Raw genomic sequence first — 19,759 nt, 5'->3', positions numbered from 1 at the left:
GCGGCAGAGTCCTCTCAGGTGCGGCCGCCCTGGTGCGGCGCTTTGCGCCTATCTAGGCGCGGGAACCCGGCTTATCCAGTCGGCGAGTGGTTGCCACAGCAGCGCGGGCGCGCGGCTGCCCACCACCATGCCGACATGGCCGGCGGCGACGGGGTGGCGGTCGGGCAGGCCGGCCGCGCTTGGTGCGGGCACGATGCGGTCACCCTGCGCCACGAAGTCGATCGACGGGCAGGCGAGTGCGGCGGGGGCGACCGGGCGGCCGCCCGGCTGCCAGCGGCCGGTGCCGGGCAGGTCGTCGCCGAAGAAGCCCTCGAACAGCTGGCGCCCGGCCGCGTAGGTGAGCGGTGCCCCCGAATTGGCCCAATCTTCCAGCGCGACAAAGGCCTGCGCTTTCGCGCTGCCGGGATCGAGGGTGCCGAACGCCTCGAACTTGGCGACCGTACGGGCGGGGTCGAGCCGCCAGAAGCCGGATTGCAGCACCTCCATCGGCACCAGCCCAAGCGCCGCGCAGGTCGGCTCGGCCGCCTGCCACAGCGCCGCGATGCGCGCGCGTGCGCCCGTGCCGAAGCCGGCGAAGTGCCAGGGTGCGGCGATCAGCGCGATCCCCGCGACCGGCCGGAGTGCTGCGGCCGCGAGCGCAAGCGTGCCGCCCAGGCAATAGCCGACCAGCACCGGCGGCTCGGGCAGTGCATCGAGCAACGGCAGCAGCAGGCCGGTCACATGCGCGTCGATGTCCTGGTCGCGATCGGACGGCGCGGGCGTGCCCCAATCGACCAGCAGCGGGCGCATGCCCTGGCCCGCCAGCCAGCGCAGCAGCGAATTGTCCGGCGCGAGATCGAGCACGAAGGGCGGGTTGATGAGCGAGGGAACGAACACCACCGGCCGGCCGGCGTCGGCGCCCTGGCCATAATCGTGCAGGGTCGCCCGTCCGCACCGTGCCAGCACCGCAGGCGCTGGGGCGCGCGGGGGGCGCGGCGCCTGCTGGAACGCGCGGAGGCCCGCCAGTGCTGCGGCGCGGCGATCGGGGGCGCCCGCCGTCTCCGACTGCAGCATCTCCAGGAAGAGCGGCAGCGGACGCGGCCCGCGTTGCAGCGCGGCAGAAAAGGGTGATATTGTCGAGTCAGACATTTCAGGGGTTCTGCATGAAAAAGACTGTGTCGGATGGCGGGCCCGTCATCATCAAGAAATACGCCAACCGGCGTCTCTACAATACCGAGACTTCGTCCTACATCACGCTGGACCATCTCGCCGCGATGACTCGCGAGGGTCGCGACTTCAAGGTGGTCGACGCCAAGTCCGACGACGACATCACCCACAATGTGCTGACGCAGATCATCATGGAGGAGGAAAGCCGCGGGCAGACGATGCTGCCGGTGAGCTTCCTGCGCCAGCTGATCGCGCTCTATGGCGATTCGATGCAGGCGATGGTGCCGGGCTATCTGGAAGCGTCGATGGACAGCTTCCGCCGCAACCAGGAGCAGTTCAAGTCGGCGGTGGAGGGCGCGTTCGCCAATTCGCCGTTCGCCAACACGCCCTTCGCCGAGATCGCCAAGCGCAACATGGCGATGTTCGAGGCGGCGACCGCGGCGTTCAAGACCGGGGCCGCCAACGACAGCAGCGTCCCGGCGCCTACCGCGAACGAGGGCGGCGAGGGCGAGATGCAGGCGCTGCGCGCAGAACTCGCCCGCTTGCAGGAAAAGGTCGACAAGCTGGCCAAGTGAGCCGGTTTCCCGGGGCAGGGACGGCGCGTCAGCCGTCCGCCGCCCCCGGACTCCGTCGTGCTCCTGCGAAGGCAGGAGCCCAGGGTCCTAAACACGGCCAGCGGTTGTTCTGCTTGGCGCTGGACCCCCGCCTGCGCGGGGGTACGGCAGTATGTGGCTTGCGCAGCTCTGAGGGTCAGCGCGGCTTGACGAAGCGCAGCGTCATGCGGTCGCTCTCGCCGATCGCGGCATATTTGGCGCGATCGGTGTCGCCCAGCCGATAGCTCGGCGGCAGCGTCCACACGCCCTGCGGCCAATCGGCGGTGTCGCGCGGGTTGGCGTTCACCTCGGACCGGCCGGCCAGCTTGAACCCGGCTTTGCTGGCGAAGCCGATCACCGAGCTTTCCTTCAGGTAGCCGCTCTTCTCCTCGGCGGCGGCGTCGCGCGCCTCGGGCAGGCGGTGCTCGACCACGCCCAGCGTGCCGCCGGGCTTGAGCATGCGGAACATGGCGTCGAACATCGCCTGCGCCTGGTCCGCGCCGCCGAAGCGCCAGTTGTGGACGTTGCGGAAAGTGAGCACCACGTCGGCGCTGCCGTCGGGCACGGTCGCGTCGCCGGGTTTGGCCGGGAAGCCCGCGATCCGCACCTTGGCATAGCGCGCGGCGTCCCTCGCCTGGAGCGCCTGCACGCCCTTGGCGCCGTTCGGCAGCGGGGCGGCGGCGTAATAGGTGCCGGTGCGCGCGAGATAGGGGGCGAGGATCTCGGTATACCAGCCGCCGCCCGGCCAGACCTCCACCACCGTGTCGGAAGGCTTCACGCCGAAGAAGGCGAGCGTCTCGGCCGGGTGGCGATAGCGGTCACGGGCGACGTTGGCGGGGGTGCGCGTGGGCGCGGCGATCGCGGCGGCGAGCGCCTGCTTGGGCGCCTCAGGCCGGGCGACGGCGGTCGCCGCCAGGGGGACCGCAGCGGCGGCAAGGGCGAGGATCGGCAGCATCGGGCGCATCGGAACGACCTTCCAAAAAGGTGACGCGGCGATGTTGTGCGGCTAAGCGCGGTGGATGCAAGTGGGACTTTGGAGCGGAGCGGCCGCGCTGGCGGCAGTGGCGGTGGCGAGCGGGGTCGCCGACGCGCGGCGTGCGCGCCGCGCCGACCTGGACCGGGTGGGGGTGATGCCCTGGCCCGGCATCCAGATGGCCGCGATCCTGTGCGCGGTGATCCTGGGCGCGCTCGCGCTCACGGGGTGAGGGGCAGCTTCGCGTTGCGTCCCGGCAGGGGAAATCGGGGGATGTGAGATGAGCGCCCGGTATGAGCCCGAATCGGATTTCCTCAGGGCCATCGTTGCCGAGGAGGTGCCGCTCTCCGGAAGCGAGTGGGCGGATGCGAACGTGCGCCAATTGATCGAAATGACGCGGGACCGGAACCCGTCGAACCGGGACTGGGCGACCTTCCTGCTTGCTCAGGAAACGGTCGACGGCCGCGAAGTCCGGGAAGCCCTGCTTCGGGCGGCGGAAGATGACGACGAGGTGGTGCGTGGGGAAGCGGTGCTGGGGATCGCCCTGCGCGATGTGCAGCTGGCGCTTCCGCTCGTGCAGCAGGGCCTGCGCGGGGAGTCGGTGGTGATCCCGATGCTGGAGGCAGCCGCACTCTGCGCGAATCCGTCCCTGATCGCCGACCAGGGTCACGCCATCGTGGTAATACCGCCGCCCGCCGCCTTCTGAGCTTTTCGCATCGTGTCCGTCTTGATGAGCAGCGCTTGTAGCTCATCCTCCGGGTGATCTAGCGCAACGATCGTGCAAAACATCGCGAGCGTAATGCCTAGACCGATGCACAAGACCGGGAGCGCATCCACAAGGGAATCGGGATCGGGACCTACGATGTGACCATCGTAAGAACCATCGGGATTGCGGTGGAGGTAGCGGTGAAGACTGTTGAGCGAGTTGTGCGCCGATCCGGCGCTCAGGTGCTTATAAGTCTCGTAATAGCCGTAAAGGTCGCTGCGCCTCGCCGCCTCCTGCACGGGCACATCATCGGCTTTGGTGATCTTCGACTTAAGCTCGGCCACTTGCTCCCGAAGTTGCGCTTCAATCTCTGGGTTGCGATCGTATGCCCCGGAGGCAAACTGCTCCAGATAGTAGGAAGCGCGCGCCTTCTGCGATTTGCGTTCATCGTTGATGAAGGCACGGGTAGCGGCGGGACCATCCTTGTAGAGGTAGCCGAGCCAAAATGCCGTCTCGTAGATGTTGCGGGTAAGGGTCTCCCCTTCCTGCACCATTGCCCGGTGATAAAGGATCAGCGCTCCTTGACAGGCAGACAGTGCCCGGAAAGTCATCCTGATTGACAGCGATATGGGGTGCTGGCTCGACAACCCTTCCACTTCATTTTCGCGGCGGTAGAAGGCATCGAGCCCTGCCTTGTTCAGCGCTTCCGCATGGGCGAACCACTCAGCGTGTGGGCGAATATACGCAGGCACGGCTTCTTCGATGTAGGGTGAGAGAAAGCCGTGCGTACGAAACGCGTCTATGAAGCCCTGCTCCGTGCAGCTTAGGCGAAGAACATGGTCATCGGCCATCAATCAGCGCCCTCAGGGGGCTCGGCGTGTCCTGCCGTTGACCTGCGGCCCCTCTGGAACGGCTGAGCTTGATGGCAAGCGGGCATTGGCAGCTAGTCCCGCTGACCTGACCGGAAGCGGGGTTCGCCAACCTCAACATGTCCCTTTTGCAACCGACGAATACCAAGGAAGGTGCCGGCAATGAGAGCGACCACGAACGCTGCCAAGAAGAAATTCCAACCCTGCCGTGCAGGCTCGCGGAACTCAAGCCACAGCGGCAACGCCAAGAAAATCCCGACCCACAGGCTGACGTACGCGGTGTAGCGCTTCGTCTTTGGTATCTCGCCCATGACGTTCCCCACAGTCTGATGCTGTAACAACATAAGCTCCTTCGGAATGTCCGCAATTGCACGTTCAGCCGCCCCGGGCCGTCTTCTTTCGTCACCCCAGCGGATGCCGGGGTCCACTTCTTCGCGTGAGCCTGTGGCTCAATGGATCCCGGCCCTCGTCGGGATGACGAGAGTGGGCGCAGGCGGGTGCTTCCCCCGACCTAATAGAACTTCGCCAGCGTGAGGGTGCGGTCGGTGCCGTCGCAGAGGCCTAGGCGCAGCTTGCGGCCGGGGGTGTCGGCGGCCCAGGCGAGATCGGCGGCGCCGGGGGCGGTCTCGCGGACCGGAGCGCCGTCGATCTGGCAGATCTGCTCGCCCTGGCGCCAGCCGGCCTTGGCCGCGGGGCTGCCGCGCATGACGTGGAGGACGCTCAGCCGGTTGTTCGCATAGCCGAGCAGGAGCCCGCTGGTGGAGCGCGGCGGGCCGGCGGCGGTGCCCTCGATTGGGGCCAGAACGAGGTGGCCGGCGCCTGGGTCCAGCAGGACGCGGAAGCGCTGAAGGAAGCCGACGCCGATGCGGCTGGGGATGCCGGTGCGGTCGGCGAAGTCCTTGCCCTCGATCCGCAGCTCGACCTCGGTCGCGGGGGCGTCGCCCAGTCGCAGCGCGTCGGTGACGGTGAGGCCCGCCTCGACCGGGCCGGCGAGGCCATAGGAGATGGTGGAGGTGAGCGGGCGCTGGGGCAGGCGGGCGGCCCGCCACTGGGCGCGCGTGACGCTGACGCTGGTGCCGTCGCCGGTGTCGATCATCACCGGGCGGAGCGACGCGCGTCCGAGCCGGGCCTGGGTCACGTAGAGCCCGTCGGGGCCGCGCGACAGCGGCGCGCGGGCGCCGGGGAAGGGCGCGGCGCCGCTCGGCAGCAGGCGGAAGCGGCGGCTCGCGAAATCGATGTCGAGCGCATGGGGGCCGAGCAGGTCCGCGCCGATCAGCGCATCCACCGGACGGCCGTCGCCGGTGTGCACTTGCGAGAGGTCGAGGAGCGCCATCGGCCGCTCGGTGCTGCGCAGGCCGCCCAGCGACAGCCGCGCGACCTTTGCCCAGCTGAGCGGCAAGTCGCCGCCGATCGCGGCCGCGGTGCCGCGCGCCTCGGTCTTCAGTCGGGCGGTGCGGGCGAAGCCGGCGTCCAGGATCGAGTGGGTGACGCCGGTGTCGAGCAGCGCGCTTGCAGGCCGCCCCTCGATCTTCATCGCGAAGCGGATGTGGTTGGCGGGGGTGAGTTCGAACGGCACCCAGCGTTCGGCGCTATCCTTTGCCAGCATCTCCACGGACGTACGAGGCGCCTGGGCGGCGGGAACGGGGGACACGGCCAGAGCCGCGGCCAGGAGGGCGAGCGCGATGCGCATCGCGGCAGCCTAGGAAGCCTCCGCGAGTCGCGCCAGCCCGCCGCCTAGAGGCAGGCCTCCAAGAGCGCCTGGTCGAAGCCGTACTGCTTGGCCTTGTCGAGCGTGTAGGGGCGCAGGCCCATGGAGCGATACTCGCCGATGATCTTGCCGTCGGCGGACTCGTCCAGATATTCGAACTTGAACAGCTCCTGCGTGACGATCACCGGGCCTTCCATGCCGATCACCTCGGTGATGTTGGTGACGCGGCGGGAGCCGTCGCGCAGGCGCTTCACCTGGACGATCAGGTCGACCGAGTCGGCGATCTGACGGCTGATCGCTTCCTTGGGCACCTTGATGTCCGACATCATCACCATGTTCTCCATGCGCGCCAGGCATTCGCGTGGGCTGTTGGAGTGGAGCGTCGCCATCGAGCCGTCGTGGCCGGTGTTCATGGCGGCGAGCAGGTCGAAACACTCGGCGCCGCGGATTTCGCCCAGGATGATGCGGTCCGGCCGCATACGCAGCGCGTTCTTCACCAGGTCGCGGATCGTGATCTCGCCCTGGCCCTCCAGGTTCGGCGGGCGGGTTTCGAGCGGCAGCCAGTGCGGCTGCTGCAGGCGAAGCTCGGCCGCGTCCTCGATCGTCAGCACGCGCTCGCCCGGGTCGATCATCTTCGACAAGGCGTTGAGCATCGTCGTCTTGCCCGAGCCGGTGCCGCCCGAGATGACGATGTTGAACCGGCTGGCGCCCGCAATCTTGAGCGCGGTCGCCATCTTCGGGCTCATCGAACCGAAGCCTGCCATCATGTCGAGCGTGATCGGCTTGGCCGAGAACTTGCGGATCGAGATCGCCGTGCCCTTGAGGCTAAGCGGCGGCACGATCACGTTGACGCGGCTGCCGTCCTTCAGGCGGGCGTCGGCGAGCGGCGTGGTCTGGTCGACGCGGCGGCCGACCGAGTTGCAGATGCGCTGCGCGATCTGGAACAGATGCTCCTCGTCGCGGAAGGCGATGTTGGCGAGCTCCAGCTTACCCTTGCGCTCGACAAAGGTCTGGTCGGGGCCGTTGACCATGATGTCGCTGATCGCGGGGTCGGCCAGCAGTTCCTCGAGCGGGCCGAGACCCAGCAGCTCGTCGACCAGCACCTTTTCCAGCGCGAACTGCTCGCGCCGGTTGAGGGTGAGCTTCAGCTCGGCGAGCACCTCGCCGATGATCGGGCGGAATTCCTCGGCCAGTTCGTCTTTGCTGAGGGTCGCGGCCGCTTCCGGATCGACGCGCTCCAGCAGGCGCGGGAGCACCTGTTCCTTGATGCGGTGGATCGAGCTTTCGAAGCCCTCGACCCGGCTGTTGCTCGCCTCGCCGGACGCGGCCTGCCGGTCGGCCAGCCGCTGCATGGCGTCGGCGTGGACGCTGGGCATGTCGATCGGCGGCGCGGCGAGGGGCGTCGATTCGCTGCCGGGCAGGGGGATGTCGGCGATGGGCGGGAACTGGCCGGTGCCATCGGTATCGGCGGGACGGGCGAGGGTGCTTTCCCCCTGCATGGGGCGGGCGACGCCGAACTGCGGGCGCCCGGCAGGAGCGCCGAGATGATTGCGTCGACCGAATGCACTCACTTGCTACGTCCTCAACCTCGGGGATTTCCCGGTACCGTCAGGATAACGCGCAAGCTTTGACAATTGCCTAATGCCGGTTCGGGCGGGCGGCCCGAAACGAAACCGGCCCGCCGCGCCGCCGGAAGAACCGGGGCAGGGCGGGCCGCTATCGGACCTTCGGGAGGCGATCGATCAGCCGGCGCGCTCGGCCAGCACGGTCAGGCCGCGGTCGTTGACCTCGGCGAAGCCGCCGTGGATCGCCAGCGTCTCCGGCTCGCCACCGGCGGTGCGGAAGATCTGGAGCGCACCCTCGCGGATCGTCGACATGAAGGGGGCATGCCCCTCCAGCACGCCGAAGTCGCCCTCGGTGCCGGGCACCACCACCATGTGGACCTCCTCCGAGCGGACGAGCTTTTCGGGGGTGACGAGTTCGAAGTGCAGCATCTTTTCATCCTAAGCCCCTCCCCTTCAGGGGAGGGGTTGGGGTGGGGGCCACGGGTGCAGGTCTCGGTGAGACATGCCCCACCCCCGGCCCCTCCCCTGAAGGGGAGGGGTGGGTTGCTTTACGCGTCCTGCGCCATCTTCGCGGCCTTGGCGACCACGTCGTCGATGCCGCCGACCATGTAGAAGGCCGCTTCCGGCAGATGGTCGTACTCGCCGTTCACGACCGCCTTGAACGAGCGGATCGTGTCCTCGATCTGCACGAAGGCGCCCGGGATGCCGGTGAACACCTCTGCGACGTGGAACGGCTGCGACAGGAAGCGCTGGATCTTGCGGGCGCGGGCGACCGTCAGCTTATCCTCTTCCGACAGCTCGTCCATGCCCAGGATCGCGATGATGTCCTGCAGCGACTTGTACTTCTGCAGGATCGCCTGGACGGCGCGGGCAGTCTCGTAATGCTCCTGGCCGACGACGCGCGGCTCGAGCACGCGGCTGGTCGAGTCCAGCGGATCGACCGCCGGATAGATGCCGAGCTCGGAGATCGCGCGGTTAAGCACGGTCGTCGCGTCCAAGTGGGCGAACGAGGTCGCCGGCGCCGGGTCGGTAAGGTCGTCCGCGGGGACGTACACGGCCTGAACCGAGGTGATCGAGCCCTTGTTGGTCGAGGTGATGCGCTCCTGGAGGGCGCCCATGTCGGTCGACAGGGTCGGCTGATAGCCCACCGCCGACGGAATGCGGCCCAGCAGTGCCGACACTTCCGCGCCCGCCTGGGTGAAGCGGAAGATGTTGTCGACGAAGAACAGCACGTCCTGGCCTTCCTGGTCGCGGAAATATTCCGCGATGGTCAGGCCCGACAGCGCGACGCGGGCGCGGGCGCCCGGCGGCTCGTTCATCTGGCCATAGACCAGGGCGACCTTCGAACCCTCGGACGTGGGGTTGCCGTCCGCGTCCTTGGCGATGACGCCTGCGTCCAGGAACTCGTGGTAGAGGTCGTTGCCCTCACGGGTACGCTCGCCGACGCCTGCGAACACCGAGGTGCCGCCATGGCCCTTGGCGATGTTGTTGATCAGCTCCTGGATGAGCACGGTCTTGCCGACGCCGGCGCCGCCGAACAGGCCGATCTTGCCGCCCTTGGCGTACGGGGCGAGCAGGTCGATGACCTTGATGCCGGTGACCAGGATCGCGCTCTCGGTCGACTGCTCGACGAATTCCGGCGCCTTGGCGTGGATCGGGGCGGTGACCTCGGCATTGACCGGGCCGCGCTCGTCGATCGGCTCGCCGATGACGTTCAGGATGCGGCCGAGGGTCTTGGGACCGACCGGCACGCGGATCTGCGAGCCGGTGTCGGTCACGGTCTGGCCGCGGGTCAGGCCGTCGGTCGCGTCCATCGCGATCGTGCGGACGGTGTTCTCACCCAGGTGCTGGGCGACTTCCAGCACCAGGCGGTTGCCGTTGTTGTCCGTCTCCAGTGCGGAGAGGATCGCCGGCAGCGCGCCGTCGAAGCTCACGTCGACGACCGCGCCGATCACCTGGCTGATGCGGCCGACGTTGTTGGTGGTCGCCACGGGGGCGAAAGTCTCTGCGGCGGTGGCCATTGTTTCTTCCTTGCCTTCGGAACTTAGAGCGCTTCCGCGCCGGAAATGATCTCGACCAGCTCGGTCGTGATCGCGGCTTGGCGGGCACGGTTGTACTGGATCGACAGGCGCTTGATCAGGTCACCTGCGTTGCGCGTGGCGTTGTCCATCGCGGTCATCTTGGAGCCCTGCTCGGACGCGGCATTCTCGCGCATCGCGCGGAACAGCTGCACCGCGACGTTCGACGGGAGCAGATCGGCGAGGATGTGCTCCTCGTCCGGCTCATACTCGACCACCGCGTCGGCGGCGCCGGTCGCTTCCGTCGCGGCGGGGATCGCCACCGGGATCAGCTGCTGCTCGGTCGGCTCCTGCGTCAGCACCGACTTGAACGTCGCGTAGAACAGGTGCGCGACGTCGAACTCGCCGGCCTCGTAGCGGGCGATCAGGTCGTCGGCATAGCCGCGCGCGTCCGCAAAGCCGAGCTTGCCGAGATCGCCCGGCTCGATCGCGTGGACGAAGCCGTCGCGGAACTGGCGGGCGAGCACCGCACGACCCTTGCGGCCGATGGTGTAGAACTTGACCGTCTTGCCCTGGGCCTGGAGCTCCAGCGCGCGGCGACGGGCGAGGCGGGCGATGTTGCTGTTGAACGCGCCGGCCAGCCCCTTGTCGGAGGTGGCGACGACGAACAGGTGCACCTGGTCGCGGCCGGTTCCGGCGAGCAGCTTGGGGCTGCCCTCACCGATCGCGACGCGCGAGGCGAGGCTCGACACCACCGCCTCGAGCCGCTCGGCATAGGGGCGGCCGGCCTCCGCCGCCTCCTGCGCACGGCGCAGCTTGGCGGCGGCGACCATCTTCATCGCCTTGGTGATCTTCTGGGTCGATTTGACCGAGTTGATCCGGACCTTGAGTGCCTTGAGAGAGGCCATTTAGTTCGTCACTTCCCCAAACCGTCATGCTGAACTTGTTTCAGCATCCATCTCTCCAATCGCATCGCCGCCGCTTGGGGCACGATGGACCCTGAAACAAGTTCAGGGTGACGGGTGATTGTTGTGCCGTCAGTCCTTACGCGAACGTCTTGGCGAAGCTGTCGAGCGCTGCCTTCAGGCCCGACTTCGCCTCGTCGCCCAGATCCTTGGTGTCGCGGATCTTGGCGAGCACGCCCGAGTGGTTGGCGCGCAGGTCCGACAGCATCGCCTGCTCGAAGCGGACGACGTCGCCGACCGGCACGGTGTCCAGATAGCCCTGAGTGCCGGCGAAGATCGACGCGACCTGCTCCTCGAACGGCATCGGCGAGAACTGCGCCTGCTTGAGCAGCTCCGTCAGGCGCGCGCCGCGGTTGAGCAGCTTCTGGGTCGAGGCGTCGAGGTCAGAGCCGAACTGCGCGAACGCCGCCATCTCGCGATACTGCGCCAGCTCCAGCTTGATCGAGCCGGCGACCTTCTTCATCGCCTTGGTCTGCGCGGCCGAGCCGACGCGGCTGACCGAGAGGCCGACGTTGATCGCCGGACGGATGCCCGCGAAGAACAGGTCGGTTTCAAGGAAGATCTGGCCATCGGTGATCGAGATCACGTTGGTCGGGATGTAGGCCGACACGTCGCCCGCCTGCGTCTCGATGATCGGCAGCGCGGTCAGCGAACCGCCGCCCATCGCGTCCGACATCTTGGCCGCGCGCTCGAGCAGGCGGCTGTGCAGGTAGAACACGTCGCCCGGATAGGCTTCGCGGCCCGGCGGGCGGCGCAGCAGCAGCGACATCTGGCGATAGGCGACCGCCTGCTTCGACAGATCGTCGAACACGATCAGCGCGTGCATGCCGTTGTCGCGGAAATACTCGCCCATCGCCGCGCCCGTGTAGGGGGCCAGGAACTGGAGCGGCGCCGGCTCGGATGCGGTCGCGGCGATGACGATGGAATATTCCATCGCGCCATTCTCTTCGAGCGTGCGGACGAGCTGGGCCACGGTCGAGCGCTTCTGACCCACTGCGACATAGACGCAGTAGAGCTTCTTCGACTCGTCGGTGCCCTTGTTGACTTCCTTCTGGTTGATGAAGGTGTCGATGGCGACGGCCGACTTGCCGGTCTGGCGGTCACCGATGATCAGCTCGCGCTGACCACGGCCGACCGGCACGAGCGCGTCGATGGCCTTCAGGCCCGACTGCATAGGCTCGCTGACCGACTGGCGCGGGATGATGCCCGGTGCCTTCACCTCGACGCGGCTGCGCTTCTCGGCGACGATCGGGCCCTTGCCGTCGATCGGGTTGCCGAGGCCGTCGACCACGCGGCCGAGCAGGCCCTTGCCGACGGGAACGTCCACGATGGTGCCGGTGCGGCGGACGGTGTCGCCCTCGCGGATCTCGGCGTCCGAGCCGAAGATCACGACGCCGACGTTGTCGGCTTCGAGGTTGAGCGCCATGCCCTGGATGCCGTTGGCGAACTCGACCATCTCACCCGCCTGGACGTTGTCCAGGCCGTAGATGCGCGCGATGCCGTCGCCGACCGACAGCACGGTGCCGGTCTCGGAGACCTGTGCCTCGGTGCCGAACGACGCGATCTGGTCGCGGATGACCTTGGAGATTTCTGCGGCGCGGATATCCATGTTCAGCCTTTCATCGCGTGCGCGAGAGTGTTCAGACGGGTCTTGATCGAGCTGTCGATCATCAGGCTGCCGATCTTCACGACCAGCCCGCCCAGGAGCGAGGGGTCGACCTTCAGGTCGACGGAGACGTCGCGGCCGACGCGGGCACGAAGCTGCTGCTTCAGCGCATCGACCTGATCGTCGGTAAGCGTGTGGGCGGAAGCAACCTCTGCGGTCACCTCACCACGATGGTTCGCCGCCAGCGCCCGGAACGCGCGGATCACCGCGGGCAGCTCCTTCAGGCGGCGGTTCTGGGCGAGCACGCCCAGGAAGCGCTTGGTGGTGGGATCGACACCGATCGAATCCGCCACCGCCTCGATCGCCTTGGTCGCGGCGTCGCGCGCCACCAGCGGGCTCGCGACCAGCGCACGGAATTCGTCCGATTCGTTCAGCGCCTGGCGCACGCCGCCCAGGCTCTGTTCGACCGTCGCGATCGACTGGTCGTCGCGCGCCAGTTCGAAGAGCGCGGTCGCGTAGCGGCCTGCCAGGCTCGCCTGGATGCCACCGCTTATATTGCCGCCGGAAGTCTCCACGCGATCCCTATCCCAACTTGTCCAAGAAGGCGCTTATGCCATGGGGAACAGGGCAGTGCCGGATAAACGCCCCCCTGAATGGCTGGCGCGCGGTTAGCAAAGGGGGGCTCAGGATGCAAGTCACGCGCCCGTTTCCGTTGCGCGGATGCTCAAAGAAACGGCAGCGGTGGACCGATCCGGCCCCGCCTGACAAGAAAAGCCTGCGGGGCGATCCCTAGCCAGAGGAAATGACAGATGAATGGCAGCATGATCCGGATGACGATGGCGGACGGCGCCGAGATCGGGGTCTATCACGCCGAGCCCCAGGGCGAGCGGCGCGGCGGGCTGGTGCTGGTGCAGGAGATCTTCGGCATCACCGACCATATCCGCGACCTGTGCGACGGCTTTGCCGCGGACGGCTATGAGGTGCTGGCCCCTGCGCTGTTCGACCGCGAAGCACCCGGTTTCGAGGCAGCCTATGGCGGCGAGGGGCTGCAGCGCGGCATCGAGCTGTCGCGCGACATCCATCCGATCGAGACTTCGGTCGCGGACGTGCAGGTATGCGTCGACGCGCTGAAGGCGAAGGGCCCGGTGTTCGCGGTCGGCTATTGCTATGGCGGGTCGGTCGCCTGGCTCGCGGCGGCGCGGGTCGAGGGGCTGGCGGCGGTGTCGAGCTATTACGGCCGGCTGGTGCCCGAATCGACGGAAGCGCCCAAGGTGCCGACGATCGCCCACTTCGGCCGCCACGACCACGGCATCCCGATCGAAGGCGTCGAGGCGCTGGCCGCGGCCGAGCCGGCGAACGCGACGCTCTACATCTATGACGCCGGCCACGGCTTCAACTCCGACCGGCGCGACGATTATTCCCCGGAGGCGGCCAAGCTGGCGCGGGAGCGCACGCTGGAGCTGTTCCGCGCCAACGGCGGGTGAGTCAGGCGGCGGGCCCGTCCAGCTCCAGCGTCATGCAGCAGCTGAACGGGTCCTCGCGATAGTCGGCGAACGGCGGGCAACGGGTGAAGCCGTGCCGTTCGTAGAGCCGGCGTGCGGGCGCGAAGCCCTCGGGTGTCCCGGTCTCCAGGCTCACCCGGGCATAGCCGCGCTCGCGCGCGACGCGGAGGAGGTGGCCGAGCACCGCGGCACCGACGCCCCTGTTGCGGACGCAATCGACGGTGCGCATCGACTTGATCTCGCCATGACCGGCGTCGAGTTCGCGCAGCGCGCCGACGCCGAGCAGCTGCCCGTCCGCGTCGCGCGCGGAGAAGAAGGTCAGGTCCGGGCGCCGCAGCCCCTCCAGCGGGAGGGCGTGGACGGATTCAGGCGGGGACTGTGCGTGCATCCCGGCGAGATGGGCTGCGAGCAGCGCCTGGACGTCCGCGGCGTCGAGCTCGCCTGCGTGGAAGCGGATGCCGTCCTCAGCGCTGGGCACGGTCGGGCCTTGCGACGGCGTACATCTCGCGGGCGATCTGCTTGGTGAGGGCGCCGCGGTCGCCTTCCGCCTCATAGAGGTTGCCGTGGTCCTTGCCGGGCACGAAGCGGAACGAGGACTTCGCGCCCAGACCGTCGAGCACCGCCTTCAGCCGCCGGGCGGGGCCGTCGAGATAGAAGGTGTCGGCGGTGCCCACCGTCAGGTGGATCTTGCCGTCCAGGTCCGGTTTCAGCGTCTGCCAGTCGCGCGCGACGATGTGCGCCACGTCATAATGGTCGCGCCAATAGGCGACGACCTGCTTGTCGATCACGCCGGTCGCGCGGTCGAACACCGGCAGCGGCCGCCCGTCCGCGCCCTTGGGCGAGAAAACCCATTCGAAGCTCGCGAACTGGCCACCATAGGGGCCGAGCACCTGCTCCAGCCGCCCGAACTGGCGCAGCGTGGCGACGACCTTGCCGTCCTTGCGCACCAGCGGATGGTCCTTGCCGTCGGCACCGGCATAGAAATTGGCGTCGTCGTAGAGGTTCACGTTGGTGAAGTCGTGGAAGTCGGCCGGGTCCGGCGCGGTCGGCCAGCTGCCGCCGAACGTCTTCGGGTAGGCGACCTGCAGCCACAGCGTGGACCAGCCGCCCGAGCTGTGGCCGGTCAGGAACCGGCCGCTCGGCCGCGCATCCATCCAGTAGCGTTGCTCGAGGGCCGGGATCACCTCCTCGACCAGCGCCTGGCCGACGGGGCCATTGTTCACCGAATCGGCGAACTCATGGGTGCCGGTGGCGATGTGATGGTCGAGATAGACCCAGATCATCGGCGGGGCGTCGCCCTTGGCCATCATCGCCGTCATGCTCGCAGCGCTCATCCGCGTGGAGCCGAGCGTGCTGCCGAAGCCGCCGTCCGAATAGACGGTGGGATAGGTCGTCTTGCCCTCGGCATAGCCGGGCGGGAGAGCCACCCAGCCCTGGATGCTGGTCGGCCGGCCCCAGAAGCGGGTGAGGAGCGGGCTGTGCACCTCGACCGGCTCGACCCTGGCGAGCGCCGCCTCCAGCGGCTTGCGGCGTTCGGCCGGCAGCCGCGCGAGCATCGCGGTGTCGTCGGCTGCGGGCTCGACATGGTCGAGCAGCAGGATCGGCACGGGGCCGGGCAGCGTCACCGTCACCACCTGGGACAAGAGGTCCCCGGCATCGCGGCCGCTGTAGTTGTAGCTATGATCGCGATCGAGCAGCGCCTGCACCCGATAGGTGCCCGGCGGCAGGGTGGAGAACGCCGCGGGATAGGCGTCCGTATTAGTGTCCACCAGCGCGGGGGTGCCGGGGCGCAAGTCGCTCACCTCGCGCGCCGCGACATAGGTGGCGTTGGGGGAGAAGGGGGAGACGTCGATCGCCTCCTCGGGCTTGGCGCCGGGCTCCGCGGCCGTGGCGAACACCAGCAGCCGGCCGGCGTTGGTGGTGCCCAGCGAGGGTGCGGCGGCGACGGGGATGGCGAGCGGCGGCGCATCCTGTGCCGCAAGCGCGACGCTCGCGAGGAGCAGCGTGGTCGTGAGCGTCAGGTTGCGCAGCATCAGTTCGTCCCCCGTGCCGGATGGCATTGATAGACCAGGCGCTCGTTGGGCAGCGGCGGCAGTGCCCCGCGGATCGCCGCCTGTTGCGTCGCCAGATTGGCGCGGCCCGCGCTCTCGCCGGCGCATTGCTTCAGCGCGACGCCCTCGCGCAGCCGCCGCGCCTCCGCCATGCGATCGGCGCCCAGCATGTAGCGGGTGTTGATGTAGGTGCCGGTCGCCGGCTCGTAGCGGAGCACCGATACCGTCTGTTCGTCGTCCGGGACCAGGATGCGCTCCCAGCCGTGGTTCGGCGCCTCGGCATATTGGGTGCGGCCGTTCATGCACCCGTTCGCCTGCCAGTCCATCGCCACTTCGGGCGTGGCGGAGACGGTGACGCGGCTGCGCTCCGGCACCAGCGTGCACAGGAGCTTGCCGGTCAGGCCGTTGGCCGTGCTCGTCGTCTTGGTCGGTTCCGGCACCGAATCCGGGTCGAAGGACGGGCGGACCAGGAACAGCGCCACCGCGCCCAGCAGCAGCACGCCGCCGCCGGCGCCTGCCCAGATCGCCTCGCGCCGCTTGCCGCGCGTCGCCATCAGCCCCGCGCCCCCGGCGGCGAGCCCCGCCAGGACGAGCAGCACTGCGGCCCCGGCCATGAAGTTCTCGCGCGTGGCCTCGTTGCGCTCACGCGCGCTTTCGATCGCGAGCGCGCGGTCGGCGGCGGCACGTTCGGCGGCGGTGCGGGCGCGAGCGGCGTCCTGCTGCGCGGCATCGGCGGCGGCGGCGCGATCCTGCGCCAGCAGCTCCTCCATGCTGATGCAGTTGGTGCCGACCAGCGTTGCCGACTGCCCGGCCTCGCGCAGGAAGCCGGCGAGCTCGCTGCCGGCGATCGCGAAGCCGAAGCTCGCATCGCCGTCGTCGCCGCGGGTCAGCGCCGAGTTGACGCCCAGCACGCGGCCGCAGCGATCGAGCAGCGGGCCGCCCGAATTGCCGCGCGCGATGCTGGCGGTGTGGAGCAGCACGCCAGTGGTGCCGAGGCGGCGGAGGCCGGAGAACACGCCCTCCGAGCGCACGGGCGACAGCGGCAGGATATAGTCGGAGGCGGACTGCGCGGTCGCGAGATCGACGTTGCCGGGATAGCCGAGCGCGACGGTCGCCTCGCCCTCGCCGATCGGGCCGTTGTAGAGCGCCAGCGGCGGCAGCTTCAGGCCCTGCACCTCGATCAGCGCCAAGTCGCGTTCCTGGTCGAGCGCGATCAACCGGCCCTGGTAGGACTTGTCGCCTTCGGAGGGGACGACGCCGATCACGACATTGCCTTCGTAGCGGCCGGCGAGTTCGACCACATGGGCGTTGGTGACGATCCGGTCGGGGCCGACCGCAAAGCCGCTGCCGTGACCGAAGCCGACGACCTCATCATCGACCACCGCGATGGTGACGACGCGCACCACGCCGCGGCCCGCGGCCGAAATGTCGTCGGCCTGCGCGGGGACTGCCCACGCGACCAGAAACCCTAGCATCAACAGCAGTCGCGCCACGCGGCCTTGCCCCCAGAAGAAACCGGCGCCTGTTTCGGGGAAAGCGCGGCGGGGTTCAAGCGGGGTGTGAGGGGCATGCCGCGGCTTCCCGGTCGCCATCCTCCTGCGTCGTGAACCTACGGACGATAGTGTTGGATCAAGTGCCAGACGCCCGGGGTCATCGATAGCCAACCTTGACTCCCCTCCCTGCAAGGGAGGGGGCGGGGGTGGGTCAGCGGCGGACGAGGCTCGATGCCTCGGCCGTCGCTTCTGTTCCGCGCGCCGCGGCTCGCTTGCGCTCGTACCCACCCCCAGCCCCTCCCTTCCAGGGAGGGGAGTTCGACGCTTGATGGGTTCACGACCTGCGTGACGACGGGGCAGGGCGTCCCTACAGGAAGTTATACGGGTCCACGTCCACCGCCACGCGCACCTTGGCCGACCATTCGACGCTGCCGAGCCAGTCGCGGATCACGTCCTGCACGTCGAGCTGTCGGCGAGCATGGACCAGCAGGCGGAAGCGGTGGCGGCCGCGCAGCATCGCGAGCGGGGCGGGGGCGGGGCCGAAGACGTGCAGCCCCTCCACCTCGGGCGCGGCGCGGCCGATGCGGCGGGCGGCGTCGTTGGCGGCGTCCTTGTCCTCCGACGAGACGATGATCGCGGCATAGCGGCCGAAGGGCGGCACCTCCGCCTCCTGCCGCGCCTCGGTCTCGGCGGCGTAGAAGCTCTCGGCATCGCCCGACACCAGCGCACGCATCACCGCCGCGTCCGGTGCGGTCGTCTGGATGAAGACGTGTCCCGGCTTCTCGCCGCGCCCGGCGCGTCCGGCGACCTGCATGATCTGCTGGAACGTGCGCTCTGCCGCGCGCAGATCGCCGCCGGCGAGGCCCAGGTCGGCGTCGATCACGCCGACCAGCGTCAGGTTGGGGAAGTGATAGCCCTTGGTCACCAGCTGGGTGCCGACCACCAGGTCGATCTCGCCCGCCTCCATCCGGTTGACGAACTCGGCGGCCTTGGCCGGCGACCAGAGCGTGTCGGACGTGACGATCGCGATGCGCGCTTCGGGGAACAGCGCGGCGGCTTCATCGGCGATGCGCTCGACGCCGGGGCCGCAGGCGACCAGCGCATCCTCGGCATCGCACTCCGGGCATTTGCGTGGCGTCGGGATCATGTGCCCGCAATGGTGGCAGGACAGGCGGTGGATCAGCCGGTGCTCGACCATCCAGGCGGTGCAGTTGGGGCACTGGAAACGGTGCCCGCACGACCGGCACAGGGTGAGCGGCGCATAGCCGCGGCGGTTGAGGAACAACAGCGCCTGCTCGCCGCGGGCCAGCGTCTCGTCGATCGCGTTGACCAGCTTGGGCGCGATCCAGCGCCCGCGGATCGGCGGCTCGGCGATCAGGTCGATCGGCTCGATGGCGGGCAGCTCTGCCTTGCCGTAGCGGCCGGGCAGCTTGAGTTCGGTGTAGCGGCCGAGTGCGACCTGGTGGCGGGTCTCGATCGCGGGGGTGGCGGAGGCGAGCACCACCGGGCAACGTTCGAACAGCCCGCGCATCACCGCCACGTCGCGCGCGTGATAGTGGACGCCTTCCTCCTGCTTGAAGCTGGTCTCATGCGCCTCGTCGACCACGATCAGCCCGAGATCGGCGTACGGCAGGAATAGCGCCGATCGCGCGCCGACCGTCACCAGCGCCTGGCCGGTGGCAATCGCCCGCCACGCACGCCGCCGCTGGGTGGAGCGCAGGTCGGAGTGCCACGCCACCGGCTCGCAGCCGAAGCGGGCGTGGAAGCGCTTGAGGAAGGGTTCGGTGAGCGCGATTTCGGGGAGCAGCACCAGGCTCTGCTTGCCCGCCGCGATGGCAGCGGCGATCGCCTCGAAATAGACCTCGGTCTTGCCCGATCCGGTGACGCCGTCGAGCAGGAAGGGCCGGAACGGCTGGGTCGCGACCGCGTCGCACAGCACGCCCGCGACCTCAGCCTGCTGTTCGGACAGCACCGGCACGCCATGGGCCGGATCGGGAATCGGATAGGGCACGTCGATGTCGACGCTCACCGCCTCGATCGCGCCAGCCTTCACCAGCCCACGCACCACCGCCTCCGACACGTCGGCCATGGTGGCGAGCTCGCGCACCAGCCCCTGGCGGTCGCCGATCCGCTCCAGCGCCTGCTCGCGCTGCGGGGTGAGCCGGTCGGGCACCTGGCCGGTCGCGCGATATTCGGTCGCGAGCTTCGCGCCCTCCAGCGCCGAGGTGGAGGACAGCGCCATGCGCAGCACCGAGGCGGGGGCGGCGAGATAATAGTCGGCGGTCCACTCGATCAGCCGGCGCAAGGGGGCGGGGATCGGCGGCGCGTCCACCACGCCCAGCAGCGGGCGCAGGCGGTTGTCGCCCACTTCCTCGCAGGGCAGCCGCTCCGGCTCCCACACCACGCCCAGCAGCTGGCGGGGGCCGAGCGGCGCGATCACGATCGAGCCCGGCTCGACCGTCATGCCGTGGGGCACGCGATAGTCGAGGGGGCCGAGGGCGGCGTTGAGGACAAGGACACGGACGCGGGAGGAAGTCATGGAGAGCCCCTAGATAGGGACGCTG

Annotated in this window: 19 protein-coding genes; 4 read left to right on the top strand and 15 right to left on the bottom strand. The window is 68.9% G+C overall.

Going from position 1 to position 19,759, the window contains the following annotated elements; all coding sequences use genetic code 11:
• Positions 1-48: 48 nt before the first annotated feature.
• Positions 49-1,128 carry an alpha/beta hydrolase gene (locus VPH46_RS13095; protein WP_416611863.1) on the bottom strand — a complete coding sequence of 360 codons (1,080 nt, stop codon included), beginning with the start codon at positions 1,126-1,128 and terminating at the stop codon, positions 49-51.
• A 14-nt stretch (positions 1,129-1,142) separates the two neighbouring features.
• Here VPH46_RS13095 and phaR point away from each other — a divergent pair, with 14 nt between their 5' ends.
• Complete coding sequence (phaR, locus tag VPH46_RS13090; protein ID WP_125961570.1) at positions 1,143-1,721, top strand: polyhydroxyalkanoate synthesis repressor PhaR; 579 nt, start codon at positions 1,143-1,145, stop codon at positions 1,719-1,721.
• A gap of 175 nt (positions 1,722-1,896) precedes the next feature.
• Here the strand turns inward: phaR and VPH46_RS13085 are convergent, their stop codons facing one another.
• Positions 1,897-2,703, bottom strand: a complete 807-nt coding sequence (locus VPH46_RS13085; protein ID WP_416611861.1) for a class I SAM-dependent methyltransferase — start codon at positions 2,701-2,703, stop codon at positions 1,897-1,899.
• A gap of 55 nt (positions 2,704-2,758) precedes the next feature.
• On the opposite strand from VPH46_RS13085, the gene VPH46_RS13080 reads away from it, so the two are divergent.
• Entirely contained in the window at positions 2,759-2,944 is a 186-nt protein-coding gene (locus VPH46_RS13080) for a hypothetical protein (RefSeq protein ID WP_125961572.1), read from the top strand.
• A gap of 48 nt (positions 2,945-2,992) precedes the next feature.
• Entirely contained in the window at positions 2,993-3,418 is a 426-nt protein-coding gene (locus tag VPH46_RS13075) for a HEAT repeat domain-containing protein (RefSeq protein WP_416611859.1), read from the top strand.
• Here the strand turns inward: VPH46_RS13075 and VPH46_RS13070 are convergent.
• From VPH46_RS13070 to VPH46_RS13030, 9 genes are all read right to left on the bottom strand, one after another.
• Complete coding sequence (locus VPH46_RS13070; protein ID WP_416611857.1) at positions 3,379-4,269, bottom strand: DUF5677 domain-containing protein; 891 nt, start codon at positions 4,267-4,269, stop codon at positions 3,379-3,381. The genes VPH46_RS13075 and VPH46_RS13070 overlap by 40 nt on opposite strands.
• Before the next feature lie 92 nt (positions 4,270-4,361).
• The gene (locus tag VPH46_RS13065; RefSeq protein ID WP_416611856.1) at positions 4,362-4,715 is read right to left on the bottom strand and encodes a hypothetical protein; all 354 of its coding nucleotides are present in this window, start codon (positions 4,713-4,715) and stop codon (positions 4,362-4,364) included.
• A gap of 83 nt (positions 4,716-4,798) precedes the next feature.
• The gene (locus VPH46_RS13060; protein WP_416611854.1) at positions 4,799-5,977 is read right to left on the bottom strand and encodes an aspartyl protease family protein; all 1,179 of its coding nucleotides are present in this window, start codon (positions 5,975-5,977) and stop codon (positions 4,799-4,801) included.
• 44 nt (positions 5,978-6,021) lie between these two features.
• Positions 6,022-7,566: a CpaF family protein gene (locus VPH46_RS13055; protein WP_416611852.1), complete on the bottom strand. Its 1,545-nt coding sequence runs from the start codon at positions 7,564-7,566 to the stop codon at positions 6,022-6,024.
• A gap of 171 nt (positions 7,567-7,737) precedes the next feature.
• The gene (locus tag VPH46_RS13050; RefSeq protein WP_125961575.1) at positions 7,738-7,989 is read right to left on the bottom strand and encodes an ATP synthase F1 subunit epsilon; all 252 of its coding nucleotides are present in this window, start codon (positions 7,987-7,989) and stop codon (positions 7,738-7,740) included.
• Positions 7,990-8,108: 119 nt separating this feature from the next.
• Positions 8,109-9,581: a F0F1 ATP synthase subunit beta gene (gene atpD, locus VPH46_RS13045; RefSeq protein ID WP_129340096.1), complete on the bottom strand. Its 1,473-nt coding sequence runs from the start codon at positions 9,579-9,581 to the stop codon at positions 8,109-8,111.
• A 23-nt stretch (positions 9,582-9,604) separates the two neighbouring features.
• Complete coding sequence (locus tag VPH46_RS13040) at positions 9,605-10,486, bottom strand: F0F1 ATP synthase subunit gamma (protein ID WP_416611849.1); 882 nt, start codon at positions 10,484-10,486, stop codon at positions 9,605-9,607.
• 136 nt (positions 10,487-10,622) lie between these two features.
• Complete coding sequence (gene atpA, locus VPH46_RS13035; RefSeq protein ID WP_132883055.1) at positions 10,623-12,152, bottom strand: F0F1 ATP synthase subunit alpha; 1,530 nt, start codon at positions 12,150-12,152, stop codon at positions 10,623-10,625.
• 2 nt (positions 12,153-12,154) lie between these two features.
• Positions 12,155-12,703 carry a F0F1 ATP synthase subunit delta gene (locus VPH46_RS13030; RefSeq protein ID WP_125961636.1) on the bottom strand — a complete coding sequence of 183 codons (549 nt, stop codon included), beginning with the start codon at positions 12,701-12,703 and terminating at the stop codon, positions 12,155-12,157.
• Between the two features lie 255 nt (positions 12,704-12,958).
• Between VPH46_RS13030 and VPH46_RS13025 the strand changes: the two genes are divergently transcribed.
• Positions 12,959-13,633, top strand: a complete 675-nt coding sequence (locus VPH46_RS13025; RefSeq protein ID WP_416611846.1) for a dienelactone hydrolase family protein — start codon at positions 12,959-12,961, stop codon at positions 13,631-13,633.
• A gap of 1 nt (position 13,634) precedes the next feature.
• Here the strand turns inward: VPH46_RS13025 and VPH46_RS13020 are convergent, their stop codons facing one another.
• From VPH46_RS13020 to VPH46_RS13005, 4 genes are all read right to left on the bottom strand, one after another.
• Positions 13,635-14,129: a GNAT family N-acetyltransferase gene (locus tag VPH46_RS13020; RefSeq protein ID WP_416611844.1), complete on the bottom strand. Its 495-nt coding sequence runs from the start codon at positions 14,127-14,129 to the stop codon at positions 13,635-13,637.
• On the bottom strand, positions 14,116-15,684 hold the full coding sequence (locus VPH46_RS13015) for an alpha/beta hydrolase (protein ID WP_416611842.1): 1,569 nt from the start codon (positions 15,682-15,684) through the stop codon (positions 14,116-14,118). The genes VPH46_RS13020 and VPH46_RS13015 overlap by 14 nt, the downstream gene beginning before the upstream one ends.
• The gene (locus VPH46_RS13010; protein WP_416611840.1) at positions 15,684-17,195 is read right to left on the bottom strand and encodes a S1C family serine protease; all 1,512 of its coding nucleotides are present in this window, start codon (positions 17,193-17,195) and stop codon (positions 15,684-15,686) included. The genes VPH46_RS13015 and VPH46_RS13010 overlap by 1 nt, the downstream gene beginning before the upstream one ends.
• A gap of 367 nt (positions 17,196-17,562) precedes the next feature.
• Positions 17,563-19,734 (bottom strand): primosomal protein N', encoded by a 2,172-nt coding sequence (locus tag VPH46_RS13005; RefSeq protein WP_416611838.1) that lies wholly within the window; start codon positions 19,732-19,734, stop codon positions 17,563-17,565.
• Positions 19,735-19,759 lie beyond the last annotated feature (25 nt).

Source organism: Sphingomonas sp. MJ1 (PH-R8) (assembly GCF_048058635.1).
GTDB lineage: Bacteria > Pseudomonadota > Alphaproteobacteria > Sphingomonadales > Sphingomonadaceae > Sphingomonas.
The sequence above is the reverse complement of the archived record's forward strand: the minus strand, read 5'-3'. Positions and strand labels throughout refer to the sequence as shown.

What these genes read in the sequence shown, in the direction of transcription:
- VPH46_RS13070 (WP_416611857.1), bottom strand. Translation starts at nt 4,269, where the DNA reads ATGGCCGATGACCATGTTCTTCGCCTAAGCTGCACGGAGCAGGGCTTC.
- atpA (WP_132883055.1), bottom strand. Translation starts at nt 12,152, where the DNA reads ATGGATATCCGCGCCGCAGAAATCTCCAAGGTCATCCGCGACCAGATC.
- VPH46_RS13040 (WP_416611849.1), bottom strand. Translation starts at nt 10,486, where the DNA reads ATGGCCTCTCTCAAGGCACTCAAGGTCCGGATCAACTCGGTCAAATCG.
- atpD (WP_129340096.1), bottom strand. Translation starts at nt 9,581, where the DNA reads ATGGCCACCGCCGCAGAGACTTTCGCCCCCGTGGCGACCACCAACAAC.
- VPH46_RS13060 (WP_416611854.1), bottom strand. Translation starts at nt 5,977, where the DNA reads ATGCGCATCGCGCTCGCCCTCCTGGCCGCGGCTCTGGCCGTGTCCCCC.
- VPH46_RS13075 (WP_416611859.1), top strand. Translation starts at nt 2,993, where the DNA reads ATGAGCGCCCGGTATGAGCCCGAATCGGATTTCCTCAGGGCCATCGTT.
- VPH46_RS13080 (WP_125961572.1), top strand. Translation starts at nt 2,759, where the DNA reads ATGCAAGTGGGACTTTGGAGCGGAGCGGCCGCGCTGGCGGCAGTGGCG.
- VPH46_RS13085 (WP_416611861.1), bottom strand. Translation starts at nt 2,703, where the DNA reads ATGCGCCCGATGCTGCCGATCCTCGCCCTTGCCGCCGCTGCGGTCCCC.
- VPH46_RS13050 (WP_125961575.1), bottom strand. Translation starts at nt 7,989, where the DNA reads ATGCTGCACTTCGAACTCGTCACCCCCGAAAAGCTCGTCCGCTCGGAG.
- VPH46_RS13005 (WP_416611838.1), bottom strand. Translation starts at nt 19,734, where the DNA reads ATGACTTCCTCCCGCGTCCGTGTCCTTGTCCTCAACGCCGCCCTCGGC.
- VPH46_RS13015 (WP_416611842.1), bottom strand. Translation starts at nt 15,684, where the DNA reads ATGCTGCGCAACCTGACGCTCACGACCACGCTGCTCCTCGCGAGCGTC.
- VPH46_RS13025 (WP_416611846.1), top strand. Translation starts at nt 12,959, where the DNA reads ATGAATGGCAGCATGATCCGGATGACGATGGCGGACGGCGCCGAGATC.
- VPH46_RS13095 (WP_416611863.1), bottom strand. Translation starts at nt 1,128, where the DNA reads ATGTCTGACTCGACAATATCACCCTTTTCTGCCGCGCTGCAACGCGGG.
- phaR (WP_125961570.1), top strand. Translation starts at nt 1,143, where the DNA reads ATGAAAAAGACTGTGTCGGATGGCGGGCCCGTCATCATCAAGAAATAC.